At 55.6% G+C, this 20,842-nt stretch carries 20 protein-coding genes; 2 read left to right on the forward strand and 18 right to left on the reverse strand.

Annotation, left to right across the window (positions count from 1 at the left end):
- Position 1: 1 nt before the first annotated feature.
- The 16 genes from KI367_RS02175 to gpr form a co-directional block, all read right to left on the reverse strand.
- Positions 2-766: a 16S rRNA (uracil(1498)-N(3))-methyltransferase gene (locus tag KI367_RS02175; RefSeq protein ID WP_036712341.1), complete on the reverse strand. Its 765-nt coding sequence runs from the start codon at positions 764-766 to the stop codon at positions 2-4.
- Positions 767-887: 121 nt separating this feature from the next.
- The gene (locus KI367_RS02180) at positions 888-1,568 is read right to left on the reverse strand and encodes a site-2 protease family protein (protein ID WP_212947236.1); all 681 of its coding nucleotides are present in this window, start codon (positions 1,566-1,568) and stop codon (positions 888-890) included.
- Positions 1,568-2,539: a 50S ribosomal protein L11 methyltransferase gene (gene prmA / locus KI367_RS02185; RefSeq protein WP_036712345.1), complete on the reverse strand. Its 972-nt coding sequence runs from the start codon at positions 2,537-2,539 to the stop codon at positions 1,568-1,570. The genes KI367_RS02180 and prmA overlap by 1 nt, the downstream gene beginning before the upstream one ends.
- A gap of 171 nt (positions 2,540-2,710) precedes the next feature.
- Complete coding sequence (locus tag KI367_RS02190) at positions 2,711-2,881, reverse strand: YfhD family protein (RefSeq protein WP_246536537.1); 171 nt, start codon at positions 2,879-2,881, stop codon at positions 2,711-2,713.
- 90 nt (positions 2,882-2,971) lie between these two features.
- Positions 2,972-3,334: a hypothetical protein gene (locus KI367_RS02195; RefSeq protein ID WP_212947238.1), complete on the reverse strand. Its 363-nt coding sequence runs from the start codon at positions 3,332-3,334 to the stop codon at positions 2,972-2,974.
- A 183-nt stretch (positions 3,335-3,517) separates the two neighbouring features.
- On the reverse strand, positions 3,518-4,636 hold the full coding sequence (gene dnaJ, locus KI367_RS02200) for a molecular chaperone DnaJ (protein WP_212947240.1): 1,119 nt from the start codon (positions 4,634-4,636) through the stop codon (positions 3,518-3,520).
- A 113-nt stretch (positions 4,637-4,749) separates the two neighbouring features.
- Entirely contained in the window at positions 4,750-6,597 is a 1,848-nt protein-coding gene (gene dnaK / locus KI367_RS02205; protein ID WP_212947241.1) for a molecular chaperone DnaK, read from the reverse strand.
- A 57-nt stretch (positions 6,598-6,654) separates the two neighbouring features.
- Entirely contained in the window at positions 6,655-7,263 is a 609-nt protein-coding gene (gene grpE, locus KI367_RS02210; protein ID WP_212947242.1) for a nucleotide exchange factor GrpE, read from the reverse strand.
- A 77-nt stretch (positions 7,264-7,340) separates the two neighbouring features.
- Positions 7,341-8,885, reverse strand: a complete 1,545-nt coding sequence (locus KI367_RS02215) for a TCP-1/cpn60 chaperonin family protein (protein ID WP_212947243.1) — start codon at positions 8,883-8,885, stop codon at positions 7,341-7,343.
- Between the two features lie 17 nt (positions 8,886-8,902).
- Positions 8,903-9,937, reverse strand: coding sequence for a heat-inducible transcriptional repressor HrcA (gene hrcA / locus KI367_RS02220; protein ID WP_036712360.1), 1,035 nt, complete (start codon positions 9,935-9,937; stop codon positions 8,903-8,905).
- A gap of 276 nt (positions 9,938-10,213) precedes the next feature.
- Positions 10,214-10,681, reverse strand: a complete 468-nt coding sequence (locus KI367_RS02225; RefSeq protein WP_212947244.1) for an N-acetyltransferase — start codon at positions 10,679-10,681, stop codon at positions 10,214-10,216.
- A gap of 126 nt (positions 10,682-10,807) precedes the next feature.
- Positions 10,808-12,010 carry a radical SAM family heme chaperone HemW gene (gene hemW, locus KI367_RS02230; RefSeq protein WP_212947245.1) on the reverse strand — a complete coding sequence of 401 codons (1,203 nt, stop codon included), beginning with the start codon at positions 12,008-12,010 and terminating at the stop codon, positions 10,808-10,810.
- 155 nt (positions 12,011-12,165) lie between these two features.
- Entirely contained in the window at positions 12,166-13,983 is a 1,818-nt protein-coding gene (gene lepA / locus KI367_RS02235; protein WP_212947251.1) for a translation elongation factor 4, read from the reverse strand.
- 86 nt (positions 13,984-14,069) lie between these two features.
- A complete protein-coding gene (locus KI367_RS02240) occupies positions 14,070-14,453 on the reverse strand; it encodes a hypothetical protein (protein ID WP_212947253.1) in 384 nt (127 codons plus the stop codon).
- 41 nt (positions 14,454-14,494) lie between these two features.
- A complete protein-coding gene (locus tag KI367_RS02245; protein WP_212947255.1) occupies positions 14,495-15,814 on the reverse strand; it encodes a stage II sporulation protein P in 1,320 nt (439 codons plus the stop codon).
- Between the two features lie 153 nt (positions 15,815-15,967).
- Positions 15,968-16,969, reverse strand: a complete 1,002-nt coding sequence (gene gpr / locus KI367_RS02250; RefSeq protein WP_036715252.1) for a GPR endopeptidase — start codon at positions 16,967-16,969, stop codon at positions 15,968-15,970.
- 157 nt (positions 16,970-17,126) lie between these two features.
- Here gpr and rpsT point away from each other — a divergent pair, with 157 nt between their 5' ends.
- Together rpsT and KI367_RS02260 are read left to right on the forward strand one after the other, a co-directional pair.
- The gene (gene rpsT / locus KI367_RS02255) at positions 17,127-17,399 is read left to right on the forward strand and encodes a 30S ribosomal protein S20 (protein WP_036715251.1); all 273 of its coding nucleotides are present in this window, start codon (positions 17,127-17,129) and stop codon (positions 17,397-17,399) included.
- Between the two features lie 136 nt (positions 17,400-17,535).
- Positions 17,536-18,750 carry an MFS transporter gene (locus tag KI367_RS02260; RefSeq protein ID WP_036715250.1) on the forward strand — a complete coding sequence of 405 codons (1,215 nt, stop codon included), beginning with the start codon at positions 17,536-17,538 and terminating at the stop codon, positions 18,748-18,750.
- Between the two features lie 50 nt (positions 18,751-18,800).
- Here the strand turns inward: KI367_RS02260 and KI367_RS02265 are convergent, their stop codons facing one another.
- Together KI367_RS02265 and KI367_RS02270 are read right to left on the reverse strand one after the other, a co-directional pair.
- Complete coding sequence (locus KI367_RS02265) at positions 18,801-20,192, reverse strand: sensor histidine kinase (protein WP_212947256.1); 1,392 nt, start codon at positions 20,190-20,192, stop codon at positions 18,801-18,803.
- Positions 20,185-20,832, reverse strand: a complete 648-nt coding sequence (locus KI367_RS02270; protein WP_212947258.1) for a response regulator transcription factor — start codon at positions 20,830-20,832, stop codon at positions 20,185-20,187. The genes KI367_RS02265 and KI367_RS02270 overlap by 8 nt, the downstream gene beginning before the upstream one ends.
- Positions 20,833-20,842: the final 10 nt, after the last annotated feature.

Genomic DNA, 20,842 nt, shown 5'->3' on the forward strand with positions numbered 1-20,842 from the left:
TTCAAACTCCCCCCATTTCTCCGGATTCGTAAAGTATGCATGCAAGGGCAACCATACCCGCTGTTTCACAGCGCAGGATCCGTTTGCCGAGACCGACGCTGGCCGCTCCCGTTTCCTCCGCCTGACGGCATTCCTCCTCGCTGAACCCGCCTTCGGGACCCACGAGGAGCAGCACGCGCGGCGAACGGTCCGCCGGCATAACGCCGATGAACGGTTTCAACGCATCCCGCAGTTGGAGGCCTTCTTCCTTCTCATAGCAAAAATAAACGGCATCGTAGTTGCGGAACGTCGCCAAAAGCTGCTTCCAGCCAAGCGGCTGCTCCACCCGCGGAACCGTATTCCGGTGGCTTTGCTCGGCCGCTTCTTTCGCGATTTTGTTCCAGCGCTCCAGCCGCTTGGATTCCTTTTTGGCATCGTACTGGACGATCGTCCGCTCCGAAATGAACGGAACGAAGGAAACCGCGCCGATTTCGGTGCATTTCTGGATGACGGTCTCCATCTTGTCCCCTTTCGGCAGGCTCTGCGCAACCGTTACCTTCACGGCGGGTTCGTGCGTCATCTCCAGCGGCCGGACGATGGCCGCCGTGACCGTGCCGGATTCGATCGACGCAATTTCGACGAGCGCCTCGCGGGACACGCCGTCGCTGACGATGAACTGATCCCCGCTTTTGCCGCGCATGACCTTCGAAATATGGCGCGCATCCTCGCCGGATATGTCCACTGTATTTTCCTTGAACTGCTCAGGCGATACGAAATACCGCTGCATGTCATCAACATCCTATTGAAGATTTTGCAAAAATCCTGAATTTAAAAAAATCACAATCCTCATCATACAACATTTGCCCGCCCGATGACCAGTACATGTTTACCGGTCGGGCGCCCCCGGCCTATGACAAAATATGCAAAAAGACCTGCATGAAGTGGTAATACAAATCCCTTGCCAACTGATAGAGAGGCGAAATCGTATATCTTTGCAGCACCGGGATAAACAAAATAAGCAAAAAGATGAACACCGACCACTGCTCCACCTGCTGCAGCTTGCCCCTTACGCGGCGCGGAACGAGATCCTCCACGATCCGGTAGCCGTCCAGCGGCGGCAGCGGAATAAGGTTAAACAAAAACAGGAAAAAGTTCATCAGTCCGAACAGCTGGAAAAACATCATGATCGCTTCCAGCAGCTTTTCATTCGAAATCGACGCCAGCACGCCCGTGCTGATGAGCAGCGAATAGATGAACGTGCCGATGACCGCCAGGAAAAAGTTGCTCAAAGGACCTGCGGCCGACACGACCACGCCCATCAAGCGCGGGCTTTTGAAATTGTCGCGGTTGACCGGAACGGGCCTCGCCCAGCCGAAGCCGGCGATCAGGAGCAAAATGATCCCGAGCAGGTCGAAGTGAACCGCGGGATTTAACGTAACCCGGCCCAGCAGCTTCGCCGTCGGGTCGCCGAATTTATTGGCAAAATAAGCATGCGAAAATTCATGCACCGTAAAGGCGATGACCAGCACGACCAAATAAAAAGGGAGCTGTTCGAGCGGTACGCTGAGTATTTTGTTCAAAAAATCCATCATGACCTCTTTCTAGCTACAAATGCGACCCAGTCCTCATCGCGGCATACGTCCTCAATGGCAAAACCGGAATCCTCAAGTGCCTGCTGTACGATTTCCACTTTATTTTTATAAATGCCCGACGCGATATAAACGCCGCCCGGCTTAAGCGCCTGATACACGTCATCGATGAACAGCAAAATGATTTCGGCCAAAATGTTGGCCACGACGATATCGACCGGCAGCGTGATCCCCAGTTCGCTTCCGTCGCCGCCGCTTAGCAGCCCCAGCAGATCGCTTTCTTTTACCGTAATCTGCCGCTCCATGCCGTTCAGGGCCGTATTTTCGCGCGCGCTGGATACCGCCACGGGGTCCAGGTCCAGGGCAAGCACATGTTTTGCCCCGAGCAACACCGACCCGATGGACAAAATGCCCGAACCCGTTCCGACGTCGATGATTTCTTCTCCGCCTTTGATCACCTTCTCCAGCGTCCGCAGGCATAACGCCGTCGTCGGATGGGTGCCCGTGCCGAATGCCATGCCGGGGTCCAGCTCGATGATTTTTTCGGCTTCATGCTCCGGCTCGTATTCCTCCCAGGTCGGTTTGATCGTCAGCCGGTCGGAAACGCGCAGCGGCTTGAAATACTGCTTCCAGGCCGTCGCCCAATCATCCTCGTTGACCGTTTTGATCTCGTAACGGACATCTCCCGGATCGATCCCAAACTCGCGCAGCCCTTCGATTCTATGCTTCACTTCCTCCAAAATGTCCTCCACCTTGGATTCTTCCGAAAAATATCCTTTGATTTCGGCCTGTCCTTCAGGAATATCGTTAAGCGGCACCTCGTACCATTGACCGTAAGACGTGTCGCGCTTTTTGTTCAACGAACCGGATTCTTCGATCGAAACGCCGCCTGCCCCGGCTTCATGCAGGAAATTGGAAATCATCTCCACGGCTTCCTCTGTCGTATGTATCGTCATTTCATGCCATAACATCGTAATTCATCTTCCTCCTCAACTCGTGCATAGCTTTTATTGTACTATACATGGGCTGCCGAGTACAAAATTTTAAGGAAATTAGCCGTTAACCTTCGATTCAGCTGATAAAAAAATAACCGCGCCCAGGCTTTGTCAGCTTGTGCACGGTTATCGAGGCGGATTCCCGCATCAAGGTTTGGGGGAGGTCCAGCCGTCATCCATCTTGCGCAGCTGGCGCTCGTCGGCGGCTTCGCTGCGGCGGATCGCTTCCACGTCGTCCGCGTCGGCAAGCGCCCCGGAAAATTCGACGTCTTCGTTTTTCATGGACATCAGTTCCTTGATTTTTTCCGTTTTGGTCATAATGCGTCCCTTTTTATCACGGCTTGCCACTATTTCGCACCTCTTTCGAATTGGTAAACGTGTCTTCAAGACAGCCATCCTTAGGAAAAGTTACACAAATCCGCCCGCTTCTTCGATAATTTTCATCGCTTTATCGAAGGATTCTTCCTCGACCACGACGGTCAGCAAAATATCCCGTCCGGTCGGACCTCCCTGGCCCCCGTCGCTCATGCCGCTGGCCGACGTGTTCGTGGCGGCCAGCACCCCGGCATCGCCGCCGATCGTGTTCCCGAACGTCACGGAGCTCAGGCTGTCCATGCCGGTAAGGTTCCGGTCCCCATAAGGGTCGGTCCCCGGGTACATGCTGAAGCGGTCGATCGACATGTCCACGACGCGCAGCGACTGCAGCTTCCGGGACACGCTTTCGGCTTCTTCCGGGCTTTTGAAATAAGCCAAAATATTTTTTTCGCTCAAAACGCTCACCTGCCTGTCGTATGTCTTCCTTGGCTGTTGCATAGGCTTTCCTGCCTTTGGTTAGATTTTGCCTTATGCGGACCGAATATGCGCCGGATTCCGACGAAAGCGCGGCTAGCCGGCTTTGGACACGAAAAAAACCGGCCAACAAATGGCCGGTTCCCCGTCGTGCGTATATATCCATTATTCCCCGCGGAAAGCGCGTTTCATGCGGTCGAAAAACGATTGTTCATGCTCGTGCGTCTGCTCGCCGTCAAGGGCGGCAAACTGGCGAAGCAGCTCTTTCTGCTCATCGCTCAGCTTGCTTGGCGTAACGACGACGACCTTCACGTGCTGGTCGCCTTGCCCGATGCCGCGCAGGCGCGGAACGCCTTTGCCCCGCAAACGGAAATAAGTTCCCGTTTGGGTGCCCGCAGGAATTTTCAGCTTCACTTTTTCCGTCAGCGTCGGGATTTCGATCTCGTCCCCAAGCGCGGCCTGGGCGAAGGTCAGCGGAATTTCGCAGTAGATGTCGTCCCCTTCGCGTTCGAAGAAATCATGGGATTTGACCCGAATGACGATGTAAAGGTCGCCCGAAGGGCCGCCGCGCAGGCCGCCTTCGCCTTCGCCCGTCATGCGGAGCTGGGCGCCGTCGTCCACGCCGGCAGGAATTTTGACATGAATTTTGCGCTGCTTTTTCACTTTGCCGCTGCCGCCGCAAGTCGAGCATTTATCCTTGATGATCTGGCCGGTGCCGTTACAGTTCGAACAGCTGCGGCGGTTCACCATGCGCCCGAACGGCGTGTTTTGTACCACTTCCTGCTGGCCGGAGCCGTGGCACACGGAACAGGTTTGCGGCTTCGTGCCCGGCTTGGCGCCGGTTCCGTGGCAGGTGTCGCAGTTTTCCGTGCGCGGAATCGTAATATCCTTTTCCACGCCGAATACCGCTTCCTTGAATTCGATGGTCATCGTATATTGAAGGTCATTCCCCCGCTGCGGCGCATTCGGGTCGCGACGGCCGCCGCCGCCGAAAAACATGTCGAAAATGTCGCCGAAGCCGCCAAAATCCGCTCCCTGGAATCCTCCGCCCATGCCCTGGTTCGGATCGATATGTCCGTACTGGTCATAAGTGGCGCGTTTTTGGCTGTCGCTGAGCACGTCATAAGCTTCCTTGACTTCCTTGAACTTGGCTTCGGCGTCAGCCGCTTTGTTGACGTCCGGGTGATATTGGCGGGCCAGCTTGCGGTAAGCTTTTTTGATTTCGTCTTCCGAAGCGTTTTTGCCGACGCCAAGCACCTCATAATAATCACGCTTATCAGCCACTCTTCCACCCCCGTTGTGTCCTCTGGAATATGCCGCTCATGGAAAAAGGAAAGCCGAAGCACCTGGGATGCCCCGGCTTTGACCTTCCCTTCCTGAACATAACTTTCTTAAGGTTAACCTTGTTTTTTATCCTCGTCAACAACCTCGTAATCCGCGTCGACGACGTTGTCCTTTTTAGCTGCGCCTTCCTGGCCGCCTTGAGCCCCTTCTGCGCCTTGCTGAGCCTGAGCCGCTTGCTCATACAACTTCACGGAAAGCTGCTGCACGATTTCGGTCAACTCTTCGGTTGCTTTTTTGATTTGCTCGAGGTCGTCGGATTCGATCGCCGCTTTCACTTTGTCTTTGGCTGCGTTCGCTTTTTCCACTTCCGCCGCATCGACTTTGTCGCCGAGGTCCTTGATCGTTTTTTCGGTGGAATATACGAGCTGGTCGGCGTTGTTTTTCGCTTCAACCAATTCTTTGCGTTTGCGGTCTTCCTCGGCATGCGCCTCGGCGTCTTTCATCATGCGTTCCACTTCCTCGTCGCTGAGGCCGCTGGAAGAAGTGATCGTGATTTTTTGCGTTTTGTTCGTGCCTTTATCCGTAGCGGACACGTTGACGATCCCGTTCGCGTCGATGTCGAACGTAACTTCGATTTGCGGCACGCCGCGAGGTGCCGGAGGGATGTCCCCAAGCATAAAGCGTCCCAGCGTTTTGTTGCCGGCCGCCATTTGGCGTTCGCCCTGCAGCACATGGATTTCCACGCTTGGCTGGTTGTCGGCGTACGTAGAGAAAATCTGCGATTTGCTTGTAGGGATCGTCGTGTTGCGCTCGATCATTTTCGTGAATACGCCGCCTGCGGTTTCGATACCGAGGGACAGCGGAGTTACGTCCAGCAATACGACGTCTTTGACGTCGCCCGTCAGCACGCCGGCTTGCACCGCTGCGCCCAGCGCGACGACTTCGTCAGGGTTTACGCCTTTATGAGGCTCTTTGCCCGTCAGTTTTTTGATCGCTTCCTGAACGGCAGGAATACGCGTCGAGCCGCCGACAAGCACGACTTTGTCGATGTCGTTCGGAGTCATGCCCGCATCGCTGAGCGCTTGACGGGTAGGACCCAGCGTACGTTCGACGAGGTCTGCGGAGATCTCTTCGAATTTGGCCCGGGTCAGGTTCACTTCCAAGTGCTGAGGAACGCCGTCGACGACCGTGATGAACGGCAGGGAGATCGTCGTGGTCAGTACGCCGGAAAGTTCTTTTTTCGCTTTTTCCGCCGCGTCTTTCAGACGCTGAACGGCCGCTTTGTCTTTGCTCAGGTCGATGCCCTGTTCTTTTTTGAACTCGTTGACGAGGTAATCGATGATGACTTGGTCGAAGTCGTCGCCGCCCAGGTGGTTGTCGCCGCTGGTCGCTTTTACTTCGAAGAAGCCGTCGCCCAGTTCCAGGATGGATACGTCGAACGTACCGCCGCCAAGGTCATAAACCAGGATCGTTTGGTCTTCCGATTTTTCGAGGCCGTAGGCCAGCGCTGCCGCCGTCGGTTCGTTGACGATCCGGAGAACTTCCAGGCCCGCGATTTTGCCCGCGTCTTTCGTTGCTTGGCGCTGGCTGTCGTTAAAGTATGCAGGAACCGTAATGACCGCTTGGGTCACCGGCTGTCCCAGATAGGCTTCGGCATCGGATTTCAGCTTCTGCAAAATCATCGCCGAAATTTCTTGCGGCGTATATTCTTTGCCGTCGATGACTTCCTTGTGGTTGGAGCCCATATGGCGTTTGATGGAGATGATGGTACGGTCAGGGTTCGTAATGGCCTGGCGTTTTGCCGTTTCGCCGACGATGCGCTCGCCGTCTTTTTTGAAACCGACGACCGAAGGGGTCGTGCGCGCGCCTTCCGGGTTCGGGATTACGACTGCTTCGCCGCCTTCCATCACGGCTACGCAGGAGTTGGTTGTTCCAAGGTCAATACCGATAACTTTACTCATGAGAAAATATCCTCCTTCATTTATGAATCAGACGCTTTATATTCAAAAGCCGCCGAATTACATGCTGACTTTGACCATGGCCGGTCGCAGCACTCTATCTTTTAGCATGTAGCCCTTTTGGACTTCCTCAACGACGATGCCTTCTTCGTATTCTTCGCTTTCCACCTGCATGATCGCTTGATGGAATTCGGGGTTAAACGGCTTTCCTACCGAATCCATCGCTTCAAGGCCTTCAGCCTTCAGCACGCCTTCGAGCTGGCGGAAAATCATGCCCACGCCCTTGGCGAAAGATTCGATCTCGGCATTGTCGCCGGCAGCGGAAATCGCCCGGTCAAAATTGTCGATGATCGGCAGCAGTTCCGTAATCAGCTTGGAGGAAGCGTATTTAGCAAAATCCTCTTTTTCCTTCAAGGTCCGTTTGCGGAAGTTGTCAAAATCCGCTTGGGTCCGCAGTGCGCGCTGCTGATATTCGTCGGCAAGCGATTGAAGACGCTGTACCTCGCTTTGAAGCTGCGCCGGGTCAACCGCTCCCGCATGTTCCTCTTCCGCAGAAGAAGCATCTGTGCCCGCCTCGGCAGCCGCTTTTTCTTGTTCGGCCGCTTCCTCGATGTTTTGGTTTTCATTCAATTCGTTTTCGTTTTCTTGAAATTGCTGGTTTTCTTTCAAGATGTCTTCACCTCCTTAATATGCTCTATCTTTTTTGGCGTCGAACTTACTTTTCTTTAGCGACTCTTTAGCGACGTTCATTCATTTCGGCTGCCTCTCATCTTGATGACGTTATGAATGCGCAGCACGGCCGCCGCGACTTCGCCGGCCGTCAGCAGTCCATGGATTTTAACGAGCGCGGGATCGACGATGCCTTGATCCTCGTAATGGATGACAAGCCCGGTATCGCAATCGATGCCCATGCCGTCGCAATGTTCAGCCAGCTGCGCGGCACGGGCCTCTTCCATTTTTTCGAGCGGATTGTAGCCGGCGTTCAATAGAATTTGAGCCATAGGCTTGCGCAGGGCGGCGGCCACGGCGGCAATGCCGTAGGCTTCCATCCCCTTCACCGCCTCGCGTCGGCGCTCCAGCTCGTAGGAAACGGCAAGCTCCGCGGTCCCGCCGCCGGGAAGAATCCCGCCGGAGATGGCCGCCTGCAGCGCGGAGGCCGCATCCGCGGCAATCCGGGCCGCTTCGCCGACGACCTCGGCCGTGCTGGCCCCGACGATCAGCGTGACGACAGGGTCTTCCTTCTGTCCGCCGCTGCGGATCCGTACGCGCTCCAGCTGTTCGTCGTAACGCGCCTGCGGAGTAAAGCCGAGCTGTCTTGACAACGACTCCGGCTCCTTATGTAAAGCCGTCCGCCGCAGCGGCACGGCTCCCGTCATCAGGCTGACGCGGGCCAGGTCCTTCCGGCTTACCCGGGGAACCACCATGATGCCGTGGTCCATGCAGAACTGCTCGGCATCCGGATGTATTCCCTTTTCAAGCAAAATCAGGCCAACGCCAAGTTCCGCCAGCACATGCAAATCGCGGGCAAATCGTTCCCGCAGCTCCATATAGCGGGCAAAACCGGCCTCGGTCGTCAACACTTCCTCATCCAACGTTTCCGGCTCGAGCGCATCGTGCAAAATAAGGATGCGGGTATCGGAAAGATCCGGGGCATCATGCGGATACAAAGGCGCCTGTCTCAGCAGAAGTCCTTCAAATACTTCATTATTGCCTTTTTCGTGGGCCGTAACCGCCTCGGCGAGGGAATAGGAAGGATCTCTCAGCTTGCGCAGCCCGACGATCCCGGCTGCTTCCATGACAAGCGAGACGATCTCCTCCCGTTCCCTGCCGGCAACATAGACGGCTTTGGCGAGCAAAGGATCGTCCAGGTCGCCGATCTCCCTCGCCCTGCTCCGGAGGGAATCGGCCGCCATGCGGACGCCCTGCTGCATGCCGGCCACGACTTTGGATGCAGGCACCCCTTTGACGATTTGGGCGACGCCTTCCTGAACGAGCGCTCCGGCCAGGACGGTGGCCGTCGTCGTGCCGTCTCCGACTTTTTGCTGCTGCGACCGGGCCACCTGGATCAGGAGCCTGGCCGCAGGATGGCTGACGTCCATTTTATCGAGGATGGTTACCCCGTCGTTGGTAATGATCACTTCCCCGCGGTCTCCCACCAGCATGACGTCAAGCCCTTTGGGTCCGAGGGTTCCTTCGACCGCCGAGGTGACGGCGCGAACGGCGTTGCTGTTGTTAAGCAGCGAAGCGTAACGTTCCTCGCCTTCACGCACCGGCTGCTGACCTTGACTCATCCGTCTTCCAGCCTCCCTTATTTATTCAGCTTCGACAGCATCGCGGTCAGATCCTTGGACAAAATGCCGAGCAGGCTCATCACCTTGGCGTATTCCATCCGCGTAGGGCCCAAAATGCCGATCGTTCCAAGCGCTTCCCCGTCCAGCGAATAAGTCGCCGTGATCAGGCTGCAGTTGGCAAACGCCTCGTGGTCGTTTTCGGTGCCGATCCGCACCTGAACCCCGGCCGCCCCCTGCATCGAAGCCATCATTTTCGTCAGCGTCGGCGTCTCTTCAAGAAGATCCAAAATATCCTTCACTTTCTCGACGTCTTTGAACTCGGGCTGCGTAAGCATATTCGTCGCGCCGCTCAAATACACGCGCTGGTCGGACTCTTCTTCGACGAATATGTTGTCCAGGATGCTCATGATCTCTTCGAAATTGGTCAAATGACGCTGCATTTCCTGGCCGAGCTCGCGATAGAGCCTCGTTTTCAGCTTGTAGAGCGGAACGTTCACCAGTTTGCTGTTCAGCAGGTTCACCACTTTTTCCATCTCCGAAACGGAAACGCCTGGCGGCACGGACACCGTTTTGCTTTCGACCTGGCCCGTGCTGGTCACGATAATCGCCACTGCGGTCGTTTCGTTTAAGGAAAGCAGCTGAAAATGACGCAATGACGTATGAAAAACTTCCGGCCCAAGCAGGATGGAAGTGTAGTTGGTGATATTGGAAAGAATCATGGCCGCATGCTGGATCACCTGCTCCGTGGCGTTCAGCTTTTCCGCGAAAAAAGCGCGCAGCGTGCGCAGCTCGGCGGAAAAATTCTGGTACGTCGGATCAAGGTGGTCCACGTAATATCGATAACCTTTATGAGAAGGGATGCGCCCGGCCGATGTATGTGGCTGCTCCAAAAAACCAAGCTCCTCCAAATCAGCCATTTCGTTCCGTATGGTCGCAGGACTAAAGCCGACATCTCCCCGTTTCGATATGCTGCGCGAGCCGACAGGTTCCGCAGAACGGATGTAATCGTCCACGATGGCATTCAGGATTAATCTTTGGCGTTCGGTTAGCATGTCTTCCCCTCCCTTTGGTCGTTCATTTTGCATCGTTAGCACTCGACTCTAACGAGTGCTAACCACTACTACAAAAATACCAAACTGACCTGAGCATTGTCAAGTCGGTTCGGCATGTGCGGGGGATTCTGTGCTTGCGTCACGATTGGCGGTTTAAGGCGCCCTGGTCTCCATTCTTCACGGTCAAGTCCCGCACCTGAAACAAAACCGCTTCCTCGCAACCCTGAACACCGGGTTTGCTTGAAAGCGGTCCACGTTTGATCTCCATAAACGGTATTAATCCAGCATCTTCAGCACGGCGATCTCGTCGCAGCAGGACTGCTTGCTGCAGTTCACGCAGTCGGTCCACACCTTTTCCGGAAAGATCTCCTTCTCCACGACCGAAAAGCCGTTTTTCACGAAAAAGGATACCTCGTACGTCAACGCCATGATTTTCGGAATGCCCTGCCGTCTGGCTTCCTCGGTCAGCTTGTTTACGAGCATCGAACCGATGCCGAGTCCCTTGTACCCGTCCATGATCCCCAAGGACCGGATTTCGACCAAGTCGTTTCCGAGGCGGCATAACGAGCCGCAGCCGATGACGGTGCCGTCCACTTCCGCCACGACGAACTGGTCGAGCTGCTTCTCCAGCACCTTGCGGGACCGGGGCAGCATAATCCCTTTTTTCGCATATCCATCGATCATCTGAAAAAGCGGCTCGATATCCTTCGGGACCGCAACCCTGCACGTCACTACAGCCGGCATCCTACTTCTCCTCCTATTCGAGGATGGAGCAAAGCAGGCTAGGGCCCGGGGACTTTTGCGCATCCTCTACGCGTCGCTGTTTTATAATATGAATAAATATACAACATCGCGTATAGAAGCGCAAGCCTATTCTTCGACCGTCAAATACCCGATAAATTCGCCGAATACGTCGTTTCCGAACAAGAGCCCCTTTTCGCTGAGGCGGTATCCCGCATCCGTCGGTTCGAGCAGACCCGCATCCAGCATTTTATGCAGCGGCTCCGCAAACACGTCTTCGATCCGGACTCCGAACTGCTCCTCGAAATGGCGGTTCGACACCCCGCTCAGCACGCGCAGGCCGACCATCATGAAATCCTCCATCGCTTCCTCGCGGGAAACCTCGAACGACTCCAGCCGCGGCAGCCCTTCCTTCGTCGCTTCCGTATACGGGTTGACGCCTTTAATGTTCATGTGGCGCCGGCGCCCGACATAGCCGTGGGCCCCCGCCCCAAGCCCGTAATAATCTTCGTTCAGCCAATACGCCATGTTGTGGCGGCTGTGATAACCGGGTTTGGCAAAATTGCTGATCTCATATTGCACGTAGCCGGCTTTTTTCATCCGCTCCATTAATAGAAGGTACATTTTCAGCTCTTCGTCTTCGCTTGGGAGCGGCAGCTGGTTTTTTTTGTACATCGTATGGAAAAGCGTGTTTTCCTCGACCTTCAGGCTGTAAATGGAATAATGCGGCAGGTCGAGCGCCAGCGCTTTCTCCACGCTTTCGGCAAGCATGTCCACCGTCTGGTTCGGCAGGCCGAACATCAGGTCGATCGACAGGTTTTCGAAGCCGGCTTTGCGGGCGTTTTCGAGGCTTTGGTACACGTCGTCCGTATCATGGATGCGCCCGATGCCCTGAAGCAGCTCGTTCTGGAACGATTGCACGCCGAAGCTGACGCGGTTGACGCCGCCTTCGCGCATGACCGACAGCTTTTCGAGGTCCGTCGTACCCGGGTTTGCCTCCATCGAAAACTCGATGTCTTCGGCCCAATCCGGAAAATAGGTGCGGACCGTCTTCAGGAAGTAGGCCATCTCGTCCGGCTTCAGCACGGTCGGCGTGCCGCCGCCGACGAAAACGGACCGGATGACGCCCGGCGGAACCTCCTTGACCGTCCGTTCCATTTCGCGTTCAAGCCCCTGCAAATATTCCATGACCGGCTGATTTTTCAGCACGTAGGAATTGAAATCGCAATAAAAGCACTTGTTCGTGCAAAAGGGAATGTGAAGATAGACCGCCTGCGGTTTCGGTGTTCCTTGGGATCGGTCGCTCGCCGTTTGCGGCTGTAATGCTGTCATGGTTCAATTCCCTCCTTGTTCTGTACATTTTAAAAAAGCCCCAACCCCGTAGGGCTAAAGCTCCGAAACCGGCGCATCCTTTTTCGGGAATGAAAACGAATACGCCCTATAATCATGGGAAAAGCCGCTCCAGCGGCTCTTCCGTCACATTGAACTTAGTTGTCGTCGATTTTCAGGACGGCCATGAACGCTTCCTGCGGCACTTCGACGGAGCCGACCTGCTTCATGCGTTTTTTGCCTTCCTTTTGTTTCTCCAGCAGCTTCCGCTTCCGCGAAATGTCGCCGCCGTAACATTTGGCAAGGACGTTTTTGCGCATCGCTTTGACGGTTTCGCGGGCCACGACCTTCGTTCCGACGGAGGCCTGGATCGGCACCTCGAACATTTGGCGCGGAATCAGCTCGCGCAGCTTTTCGCAAATGACCCGCCCGCGCTGGTAAGCCCGGTCGCGGTGCACGATAAACGACAAAGCGTCCACCTGCTCGCCGTTCAGCAAAATGTCCATTTTCACGAGATTGGATTTCCGGTACCCCGACATTTCATAGTCGAACGAGGCGTACCCTTTGGTTCCGGATTTCAGCTGGTCGAAGAAATCGTATACGATTTCCGACAGCGGGATTTCGTACGTGATCGTGACCCGGGTCGTATCCAGGTACTCCATGTTCACGAATTCGCCGCGTTTGCCCTGGCACAGCTCCATGACCGTACCGACGTAATCGTTCGGCACGATGATCGCCGCTTTGACGTAAGGCTCTTCCACCGAATCGATTTTGCCGATTTCCGGATAGTTCGACGGGTTGTCGATCTCGATGACGTCGCCGTTCGTCAGCGTAACGCGGTAAATAACGCTCGGCGCCGTCGTGATGAGCGGAATGTTGAACTCCCGCTCGATGCGCTCCTGGATGATCTCCATATGAAGGAGTCCGAGGAATCCGCAGCGGAAGCCGAAGCCGAGGGCGCTCGAGGTTTCCGGCTCGAAGCTGAGCGACGCGTCGTTCAGCTGGAGCTTCTCCAGCGCTTCGCGCAAATCGTTGTATTCCGACGTTTCGATCGGGTACAAACCGCAGTACACCATCGGATTGATTTTGCGGTAGCCCGGCAGCGGCTCCGGCGTCGGGTTTTTCGCGTCCGTGACGGTATCGCCGACCCGGGTATCCCCGACATGCTTGATGCCGGCCACGATGAAGCCGACGTCGCCGACCTTGAGTTCGTCCACGATCGTCATCCGCGGCTTGAACGCCCCGACTTCGATGACCTCGAACGTTTTGTTCGTCGCCATCATTTTGATTTTGGAGCCGGCTTTAATGCTGCCGTTGACGACGCGGACATAAACGATGACGCCTTTGTACGGGTCGTAATGCGAGTCGAAAATGAGGGCCTTCAGCGGCTCATCCGCTTCGCCGGACGGCGGCGGAACCTGCTTGACGATCTGCTCCAAAATTTCCTTGATCCCGATTCCCGCCTTGGCCGAAGCAAGCACGGCTTCGCTGGCGTCGAGGCCGATGACGTCTTCGATTTCCTGCTTGACGCGGTCCGGATCGGCGCTCGGCAGGTCGATTTTGTTGATGACCGGAATGATCTCCAAATTGTTGTCCAAAGCCAAATACACGTTGGCCAGCGTCTGGGCTTCGATTCCCTGCGCGGCGTCCACGACGAGCAGCGCGCCTTCGCATGCGGCGAGGCTTCGCGACACTTCATAGGTAAAATCGACGTGTCCCGGCGTGTCGATCAAATTGAGCAAATATTCCTGGCCGTCATCCGCCTTGTATGTAAGATGTACGGCCTGCAGCTTGATCGTAATGCCGCGTTCGCGTTCCAAATCCATCTGATCGAGCACCTGATCCTGCATTTCACGGGACGTCAGCGCGCCGGTGTACTCCAAAATCCGGTCGGCGAGCGTCGATTTGCCGTGGTCTATATGTGCAATGATGCAGAAATTCCGAATATTTTTTTGCCTTGCTTGTACGTCTGTCATGCCCTACCCCCAAAACAGCCTGATGTGTCAATCAATTCATTATAGCAGTTGAAATAAAGGCGGGCAATCCCACTGGCGGGCCGGAATTACTCGGTGATGGAATCGAAGACGGAGACGACCAGCCGGATGCCTTTTTGCGATAGATTTTGCAGCAGCCCGGCCGTTTTGTCCGCCAGAACGTCCACCGTCGGTTTGCCCGTCTCCGGCGACAGAATTTGCTCCGGCGTTTGCGGGCCGTCTTCCTTCGCTTCGACCTGCTCGGGCTCTTTTTCCTCGACCTTGAAACGGTTCGAGCTTTTGGGCGCAGGGGCTTGTCCATTGCCCGCCGCCGCGGCTTGGGTGCTTGCGTATGCCGGGTTTTTCCCGGAGTCGGGGGCGGGCCCGCCGGAGCTTGCGAGCTGCATGCCGACCAGCACGCCGATGCCGGCCCAAACGCCCACCATCCAAATTCTTTTCGCCCATTTCGACATGACCGGTCTCTCCTTCCATCCATTTCCGTCTTCGCTTTGGATTAACTGCCGGACCCTGCTTTTTGCGCGGAACCCGACTTGTCGGCGCTGGCTTTCTCCGCTTTCTGTTCCTTGAAATACACTTCGGCGATCATTTGCGCCAGGACGTCCGCGGTTCTCTTCAATTCTTCCTCGGTGCTGTCGATGCCGCCGACTTCGATCAAAATGCTGTGCTCCGACAGGGATTGGTTATATTCGCCGTTGCCTTGAGATGAAGTTTTGCCCCAAACTCCGCGCGATATTCCCGGATACGATTTCTCCAAACGCTCGTGGATGGCATTGGCGAACGCCTCGTTTTTCCGCCAGTTTTTGTTGGCGTGGCCGATGATGAAAAACACCTGGGCATAATTTTTTCCATGAATGGACGTTGTCGTTTTCCCGTGTTTTTGGGAATCCCGGTGGATGTCGATCAAGTAGGCAAGCCCGCTGTTTTGCGCCATGGCCTCTTTAACCGTTTGACGGGAATATTTATATGAATAGTTATAATTGTAATTATCAACGGCCGACATATAATCCTTCTGCGAATGGATCGCCCCTACCCCCATCTTATCCAGCTTGTCGGCCACGTATTTCCCGACCAGCATGACGTTTTTGTCGGGCGACGTGGAGCTCGGGTTGTCGCTGGTTTTGCCCAGCAGCGGGTTATACGCCTCTCTCGGGTGCGAGTGGTAGATCATCACGACCTTTTTGCCTGCGTTTGCGGCGGGCGGCGTCTGCGCTTTGTCCTGCCCTTTCGGCTCCTGCTTGGCCGCTCCCGGATTTCCGGGCTCTTTTTTGGCGCCGGGCTCGGGCTCTTTCGCCGGCGGCTTCTCCGCCTCTTTGGGTTCCTCTGCTTTGGACGGCTGCTCGCTTTTGCCCTCCGTTTCGGGTTCGGGCGGCAGATGGAAATCTTCGGGCGGGTCTAAGTTCTGGTTGCCGGAGGCGCTTCTCAGCAGCACCGGATCGGTCGTCCCCATGCCCGGCATTTCCTTGGCCAGCAGGCTTTTCGGATCGCGGGGATTCACGCTCGTCAGCATTTGAAACACGAAGGTGGTCATTTTTTCGCCCGAAAACGCCGACGTTCCCTTTTCCTTATCCAGATGCGGCACCTCCATCCCCAGCATGTCCATAAAAAACCCGCTGGACAGCGATCCCGCAAAACCTTTCATGGACGAAACGGGGGAGGTGTTCAATTTGTTTTCCGCCATCCCGCCCAGCCCCAGCATGACAAAAAATAGAAACGACCCGAGCATCAGCAGCAAAAACGTCCGCCCCATCGACAGCATATGCAGCATCTTCGTTCTCCATTTGCGGATATTCCACAGTCGAAATCCATTTCTCATTGTGTCGTCCTCCTGAACTCTCTTATACTTCAAAACTATGAGCCCGGAAGATTCGCTAGAACCAAAAATGATATATTTGCGAGAAAAAAAAGAAGCCGCGATAGATTCGCAGGCTTCCTGATTCGTTCGTAACGGACAAACGGCCGACCGGCCTTAGTGGGTGTAGGCCCCCGAATTGCCCGGATCCACGGCCTCGTGCAGCGAGGCGTTTAATCCGCTGGCCACGATGTTGGCGATATCCTCGATGAATTCGTCGATTTCTTTCGGCGTGACGATCAGGTCATGGCCAAGCGGCTCCAGCACCTCTTTGACCAGGGCCAGCCGCTCGTTTTCGGAGATGCTGTCGAGCAGCCCCATGATTTCGCGCGTCTGGTTCTGGTTCCCGCCAAAATGCTTTTTCATCATTTCCATCACGTTGTTGACGATCGTCGAAGCATAACATACCGTCGGCACGCCGATGGCGATGCAGGGAACGCCGAGCACCTCTTTGGTCAAGCCGCGCCGCTTGTTGCCGATGCCCGAACCCGGGTGGATGCCGATATCGGCGATTTGGATCGTCGTGTTCACCCGTTCCAGCGAACGGGAGGCCAGCGCGTCGATGGCGATGATCAGGTCCGGCTTCGTCCGGTCGACGATGCCCTGAACGATTTCGCTCGATTCGATGCCCGTAATGCCGAGCACGCCCGGCGCGATCGCGCTGATTTGGCGGTAACCCGGCGCGACCTGATCCGGCATCAGCTCAAAATATTGGCGGGTCACCAGCACGTTCTCCACCACGAGCGGGCCGAGCGAGTCCGGCGTGACATTCCAGTTTCCCAGGCCGACGATAAGCACGGTGTCTTTCTTTTGAATGCCGATCAGCGTCAGAAAGTCCTCGAACTCCCTGGCAAAAGCCTCCGTCACCCGTTCCTGCAAACCGGTATCGCCGTTCCGAAGTCCAGGTACCTCCAGCGTCACGTAATGGCCTTTGATGCGGCCGATCGCTTGCGAACCTTCGTCCGTCAGCACGTTCAGCCGGGTCACCTTGATCCCGTCCTTTTCCGATACCTCTTCATCCACGCCCGGGATCGAATCCGGATATTGCTTCGCGGCAAGCTCTCTGGCGTCCACCGCCAGATCGGTGCGCACGTTGTATTTTTGCAGATCCAATTCCATCTCAAAATCATCCTCCTTTGCCTTTTTCGTTATAGTGTGCGGGAGGCGGCCTCCGATTATGCAAGCCTTAGTATTGCTTTTTGCGGTACCCCATGCTAAACTATTTTAAGTTGTGAACCATTTGAAGTTCTCGAATGCCTTACAGGAGGTGAATGCAATGCCAAACATTAAATCCGCCGTTAAACGCGTAAAAACGAACGAAAAACGCCGTGCGCTTAATGCTTCCCAAAAATCCGCGCTCCGCACAGCCGTGAAAGCCGCTGATGCCGCGCTGGCTAATAACGAAGTTGAAGCTGCTAAAGCTGCAGTTCAAGCCGCTTCCCAGAAGCTGGACAAGGCTGTGACAAAAGGTCTCATCCACAAAAATGCTGCAAGCCGCAAGAAATCCCGCTTGGCGCAAAAACTGAACGCCCTGACTGCACAAGCATAAGGTGCGCTATCCATACGATGAAAATGAAAAGTCCTGAACAGCCAACCCAGCTGGTCAGGACTTTTTGATTCAATATCCCGTACATACATTTTTCTTGCAATCAAGCCCACTCATCAAGTCAGGAGGTTGACGAGCAATGGAAATCTGGAAGAAAAACTTATGGGTGTTATGGTTCGGTTCTTTTATCGTCTCTTCAAGCTTCTCCATGGTGGTTCCGTTTCTCCCGATCTTTCTCATCCAAATCGGCACGACCGAAAACGTTGAAATGTGGTCCGGCTTGCTGTTCAGCAGCGCGTTTTTGGCAGGGGCGCTATCCTCCCCGTTCTGGGGCGCCGTCGGCGACAAATACGGCCGCAAGGCGATGATCGTTCGCGCCGGTTTCGTCCTGTGCGTCATTTATATCCTGACTTCGTTCGTGACCAGCCCGGTGCAGCTGCTCATCTTGCGGATTCTGCAGGGCCTGCTTTCCGGCTTCATCCCCGGGGCGATCGCCATCGTCGGCACCAACACGCCCGAACATAAAGTCGGCTACGCCCTTTCCACGATGTCGACCGCGACGGCGACGGGCAGCATCATGGGGCCGCTGTTGGGCGGCGTGCTGTCGAAGCTGTTCGATAACCGCTTGGCGTTCGCCAGCGCAGGGGTGCTTTGTTTTCTTGCCACTTTGCTCGTCATCTTTTACGTCAAGGAAGAAAAATTCGTTCCCGGCAAAGGACGCGTGTCCGTGCTGAGCACGATCAAGCTGGCCGCCGATAACAAGCTGCTTCTGGTCGTGCTGCTGCTGACGATGTTTACGCAGTTTTCGGTCATGACCATCGAACCGGTGCTCCCGCTTTATATCGTGGAGATCGGCCATTCGGCTTCCGACGCCTCGATTCTGGCCGGCATCATTTTTTCCCTGGTCGGCATCGCCAGCATCCTGTTCGCTTCCCGCTGGGGGAAACTTGCGGATAAAATCGGCTTTCAGAAGGTGCTTTTGATCGGATTGTTTGCGGGAGGCGTCGGCTCGCTGCTGCAAATTCCTTTCCATAACATTTGGGCGTTTTCGGTCGTCCGGTTTTTGTACGGATGTTTTTTCTGCGCGGTATTCCCGGCCCTCAACGGCCTGGTGGTACGGGCGACTTCGGCCGAATTCCGCGGCAGGGCCTTCAGTTTGAGCCAGACGTCGAACCAGCTGGGCGGCATGCTCGGCCCGCTTGCGGGCGGCGCCATCAGCGGCGTGTTCAGCATCCATACCGTCTTTTTGCTGACCGGCATTTTGCTGCTGCTGACGATGGGCCTTGCCTTGTGGTCCGGACGATTCAGCCGCCAAACGGAAACGCCTTCGTCCTCTAGGGCGATAAATCACTAAAGCGCTTTCCTTGGCTGCCCGGTATGAGGCTTGGAAAGCCCTCGCCCGCTTTAAGCGGAACGAGGGCTTTTTTCCTTGAAACCGATATAAAAACGGATCGTTTGATCCTCCGTCTCCGCATGGCAGCGGAAGCCGTGCCGGTCCAAAACGGTTTTGACGATCGCAAGCCCGAGGCCCGTTCCCGACAACTCTTTATGCCGCGAGCTTTCCTCCACGTAAAAGGGCTCCCACAGCCGGGAGGCGTCGGCGATCTCTCCCGCAAAGCGGTTGCTGATCCGCAGTTCGATTTCATCCCCAAGCTTTCCGAACGATACGTCGATCCGTTCGCCCGCCGCGTATTTTACCGCATTGCCGATCAAATTCCGAAATACCATCCGCATTTGATCCGGGTCCGCCTCGATGCACGGGTTTCCCGGCAAATCGTCGCGCAGGGCCAGCTTCAAACGTTTCGCCGCAAGCTCGATGGAGAACGTTTCGGCGCATTCGCGGAACAGTTCCTTTACCGCCACCGGCCGCCGTTCTAGCTCGTCCCTTTCGATTTTCGCAAAGTCCAAAAACTCGTCGATGAGCTTCGCCAGCCCCTCGTTTTGGCGCAAAATGGTGGCGGCGTAGCTGCCGTCGTCCAGCCCGTCCTGCATGCCTTCGGCATAAGCCTGAATGAGCGAAACCGGCGTTTTGAGCTCATGCGTCATGCCGGCCATAAACCGTTTCAGGCTCGCGTTTTTTCGGGACAAATCGGCATGCGCCGCCTTCAGCTTGTCGCTCATGGCGTTGATGCTTTCCGCCAGCTCGCCGATTTCGTCCCGGGCGCCGACCCGGGCTTTCCGGAAGCGGAGCTCCGAGATATCCTTCGCGACCTGCCCCAGCTCCTTCAGCGGTTTTGTCATGCGGTACGACAAAAGCCAAACCGTCAGGACGATGATCAGGACCGAACCGACCGCCAGGATCAAAATGAATTCGTTGATCATCCCGATCGCCTCGCTGACGTAAGCCATCGACGACCCGACCAGGACGATGGAGTCGTCCTTGCGGATCAAGCCGGCGTAAAAGCTGGATTTCAGCTTGCCCTGATCGTATATTTTGTTGACCCGGCTTCCGGCGATCGCCTTCTTCAGCGAGGCGTCCGTCACCCAAAACTTGCTCAGCGTCACTTTCTTTTTCGTCAGCTGCTGCTGCAGCGATTCGTTCAAGTCGTTTTCCCGCTTCCGCCAGTCGTCATAGACGATCGTCACGCGGTACTGCCGCTCCAGCTGCGGAATCGCCTCGGTCCACTGCGGCCCCGGCAGCCCGGAAATCGCACTCACGGCTTCCCCGAGCTGTTCCTTCGTTTTGTATATATAATATTTGGGCATGAACAGGTTCGCCAGCAGCACAAACAAGACAAAAATAAGCAGGACGGCGGACGCGATGCTCAAAAACAGCTTGCGGCCAAGCTTATTCATCGTCGGCCTCCACGCTGTAGCCGAGTCCCCGGTGCGTTTGGATCAGATGATCGCCGACCTTCTCCCGCAGCCTGCGGACATGGGTGTCCACCGTTCGCGCGTCGCCGAAATAATCGAACCCCCACACCAGATCAAGCAGTTGGTCCCTCGACAATATCCTGCCTTTATGGCGCACCAAGCAGCACATCAGCTCGAATTCGGTTTTGGTGACCTGCAAATCCGCGCCATCTTTATATATTTTGCTGCCCTCAAGATCGATTCGAAGCGACCTGTAGCGCATTCCCTTTTCGTCTCCCAGCAGCTTTTTGGCACGGAGAACGAGAATTTTCGGGTGAAACGGCTTGCGGATGTATTCGTCCGCTCCGATGCTGAGCGCCTTCAGCTCATCTTCTTCCTCGCTTTTGGCGGTTAAGATCAACACTTTTTTATCCGACCGGGCTTTGATTTCCCGGCATACGTCCAGCCCGCTCCACTTCGGCATCATCCAGTCCAAAACGGCAAGATCGATTCTCTTGCGGTAAAAAACCGCCAAGGCCTCTTCCCCGTCTTCGGCCGTTTGCACCTCGTAACCTTCCTTTTCGAAATATGCCCTCAAAATCCGCAGCATATCCCGGTTGTCGTCCGCAATCAAAATCCGCATAGCAATCTCC

This window comes from Paenibacillus cookii (genome assembly GCF_018333375.1).
Classification (GTDB): Bacteria; Bacillota; Bacilli; order Paenibacillales; family Paenibacillaceae; genus Paenibacillus_AQ; species Paenibacillus_AQ cookii.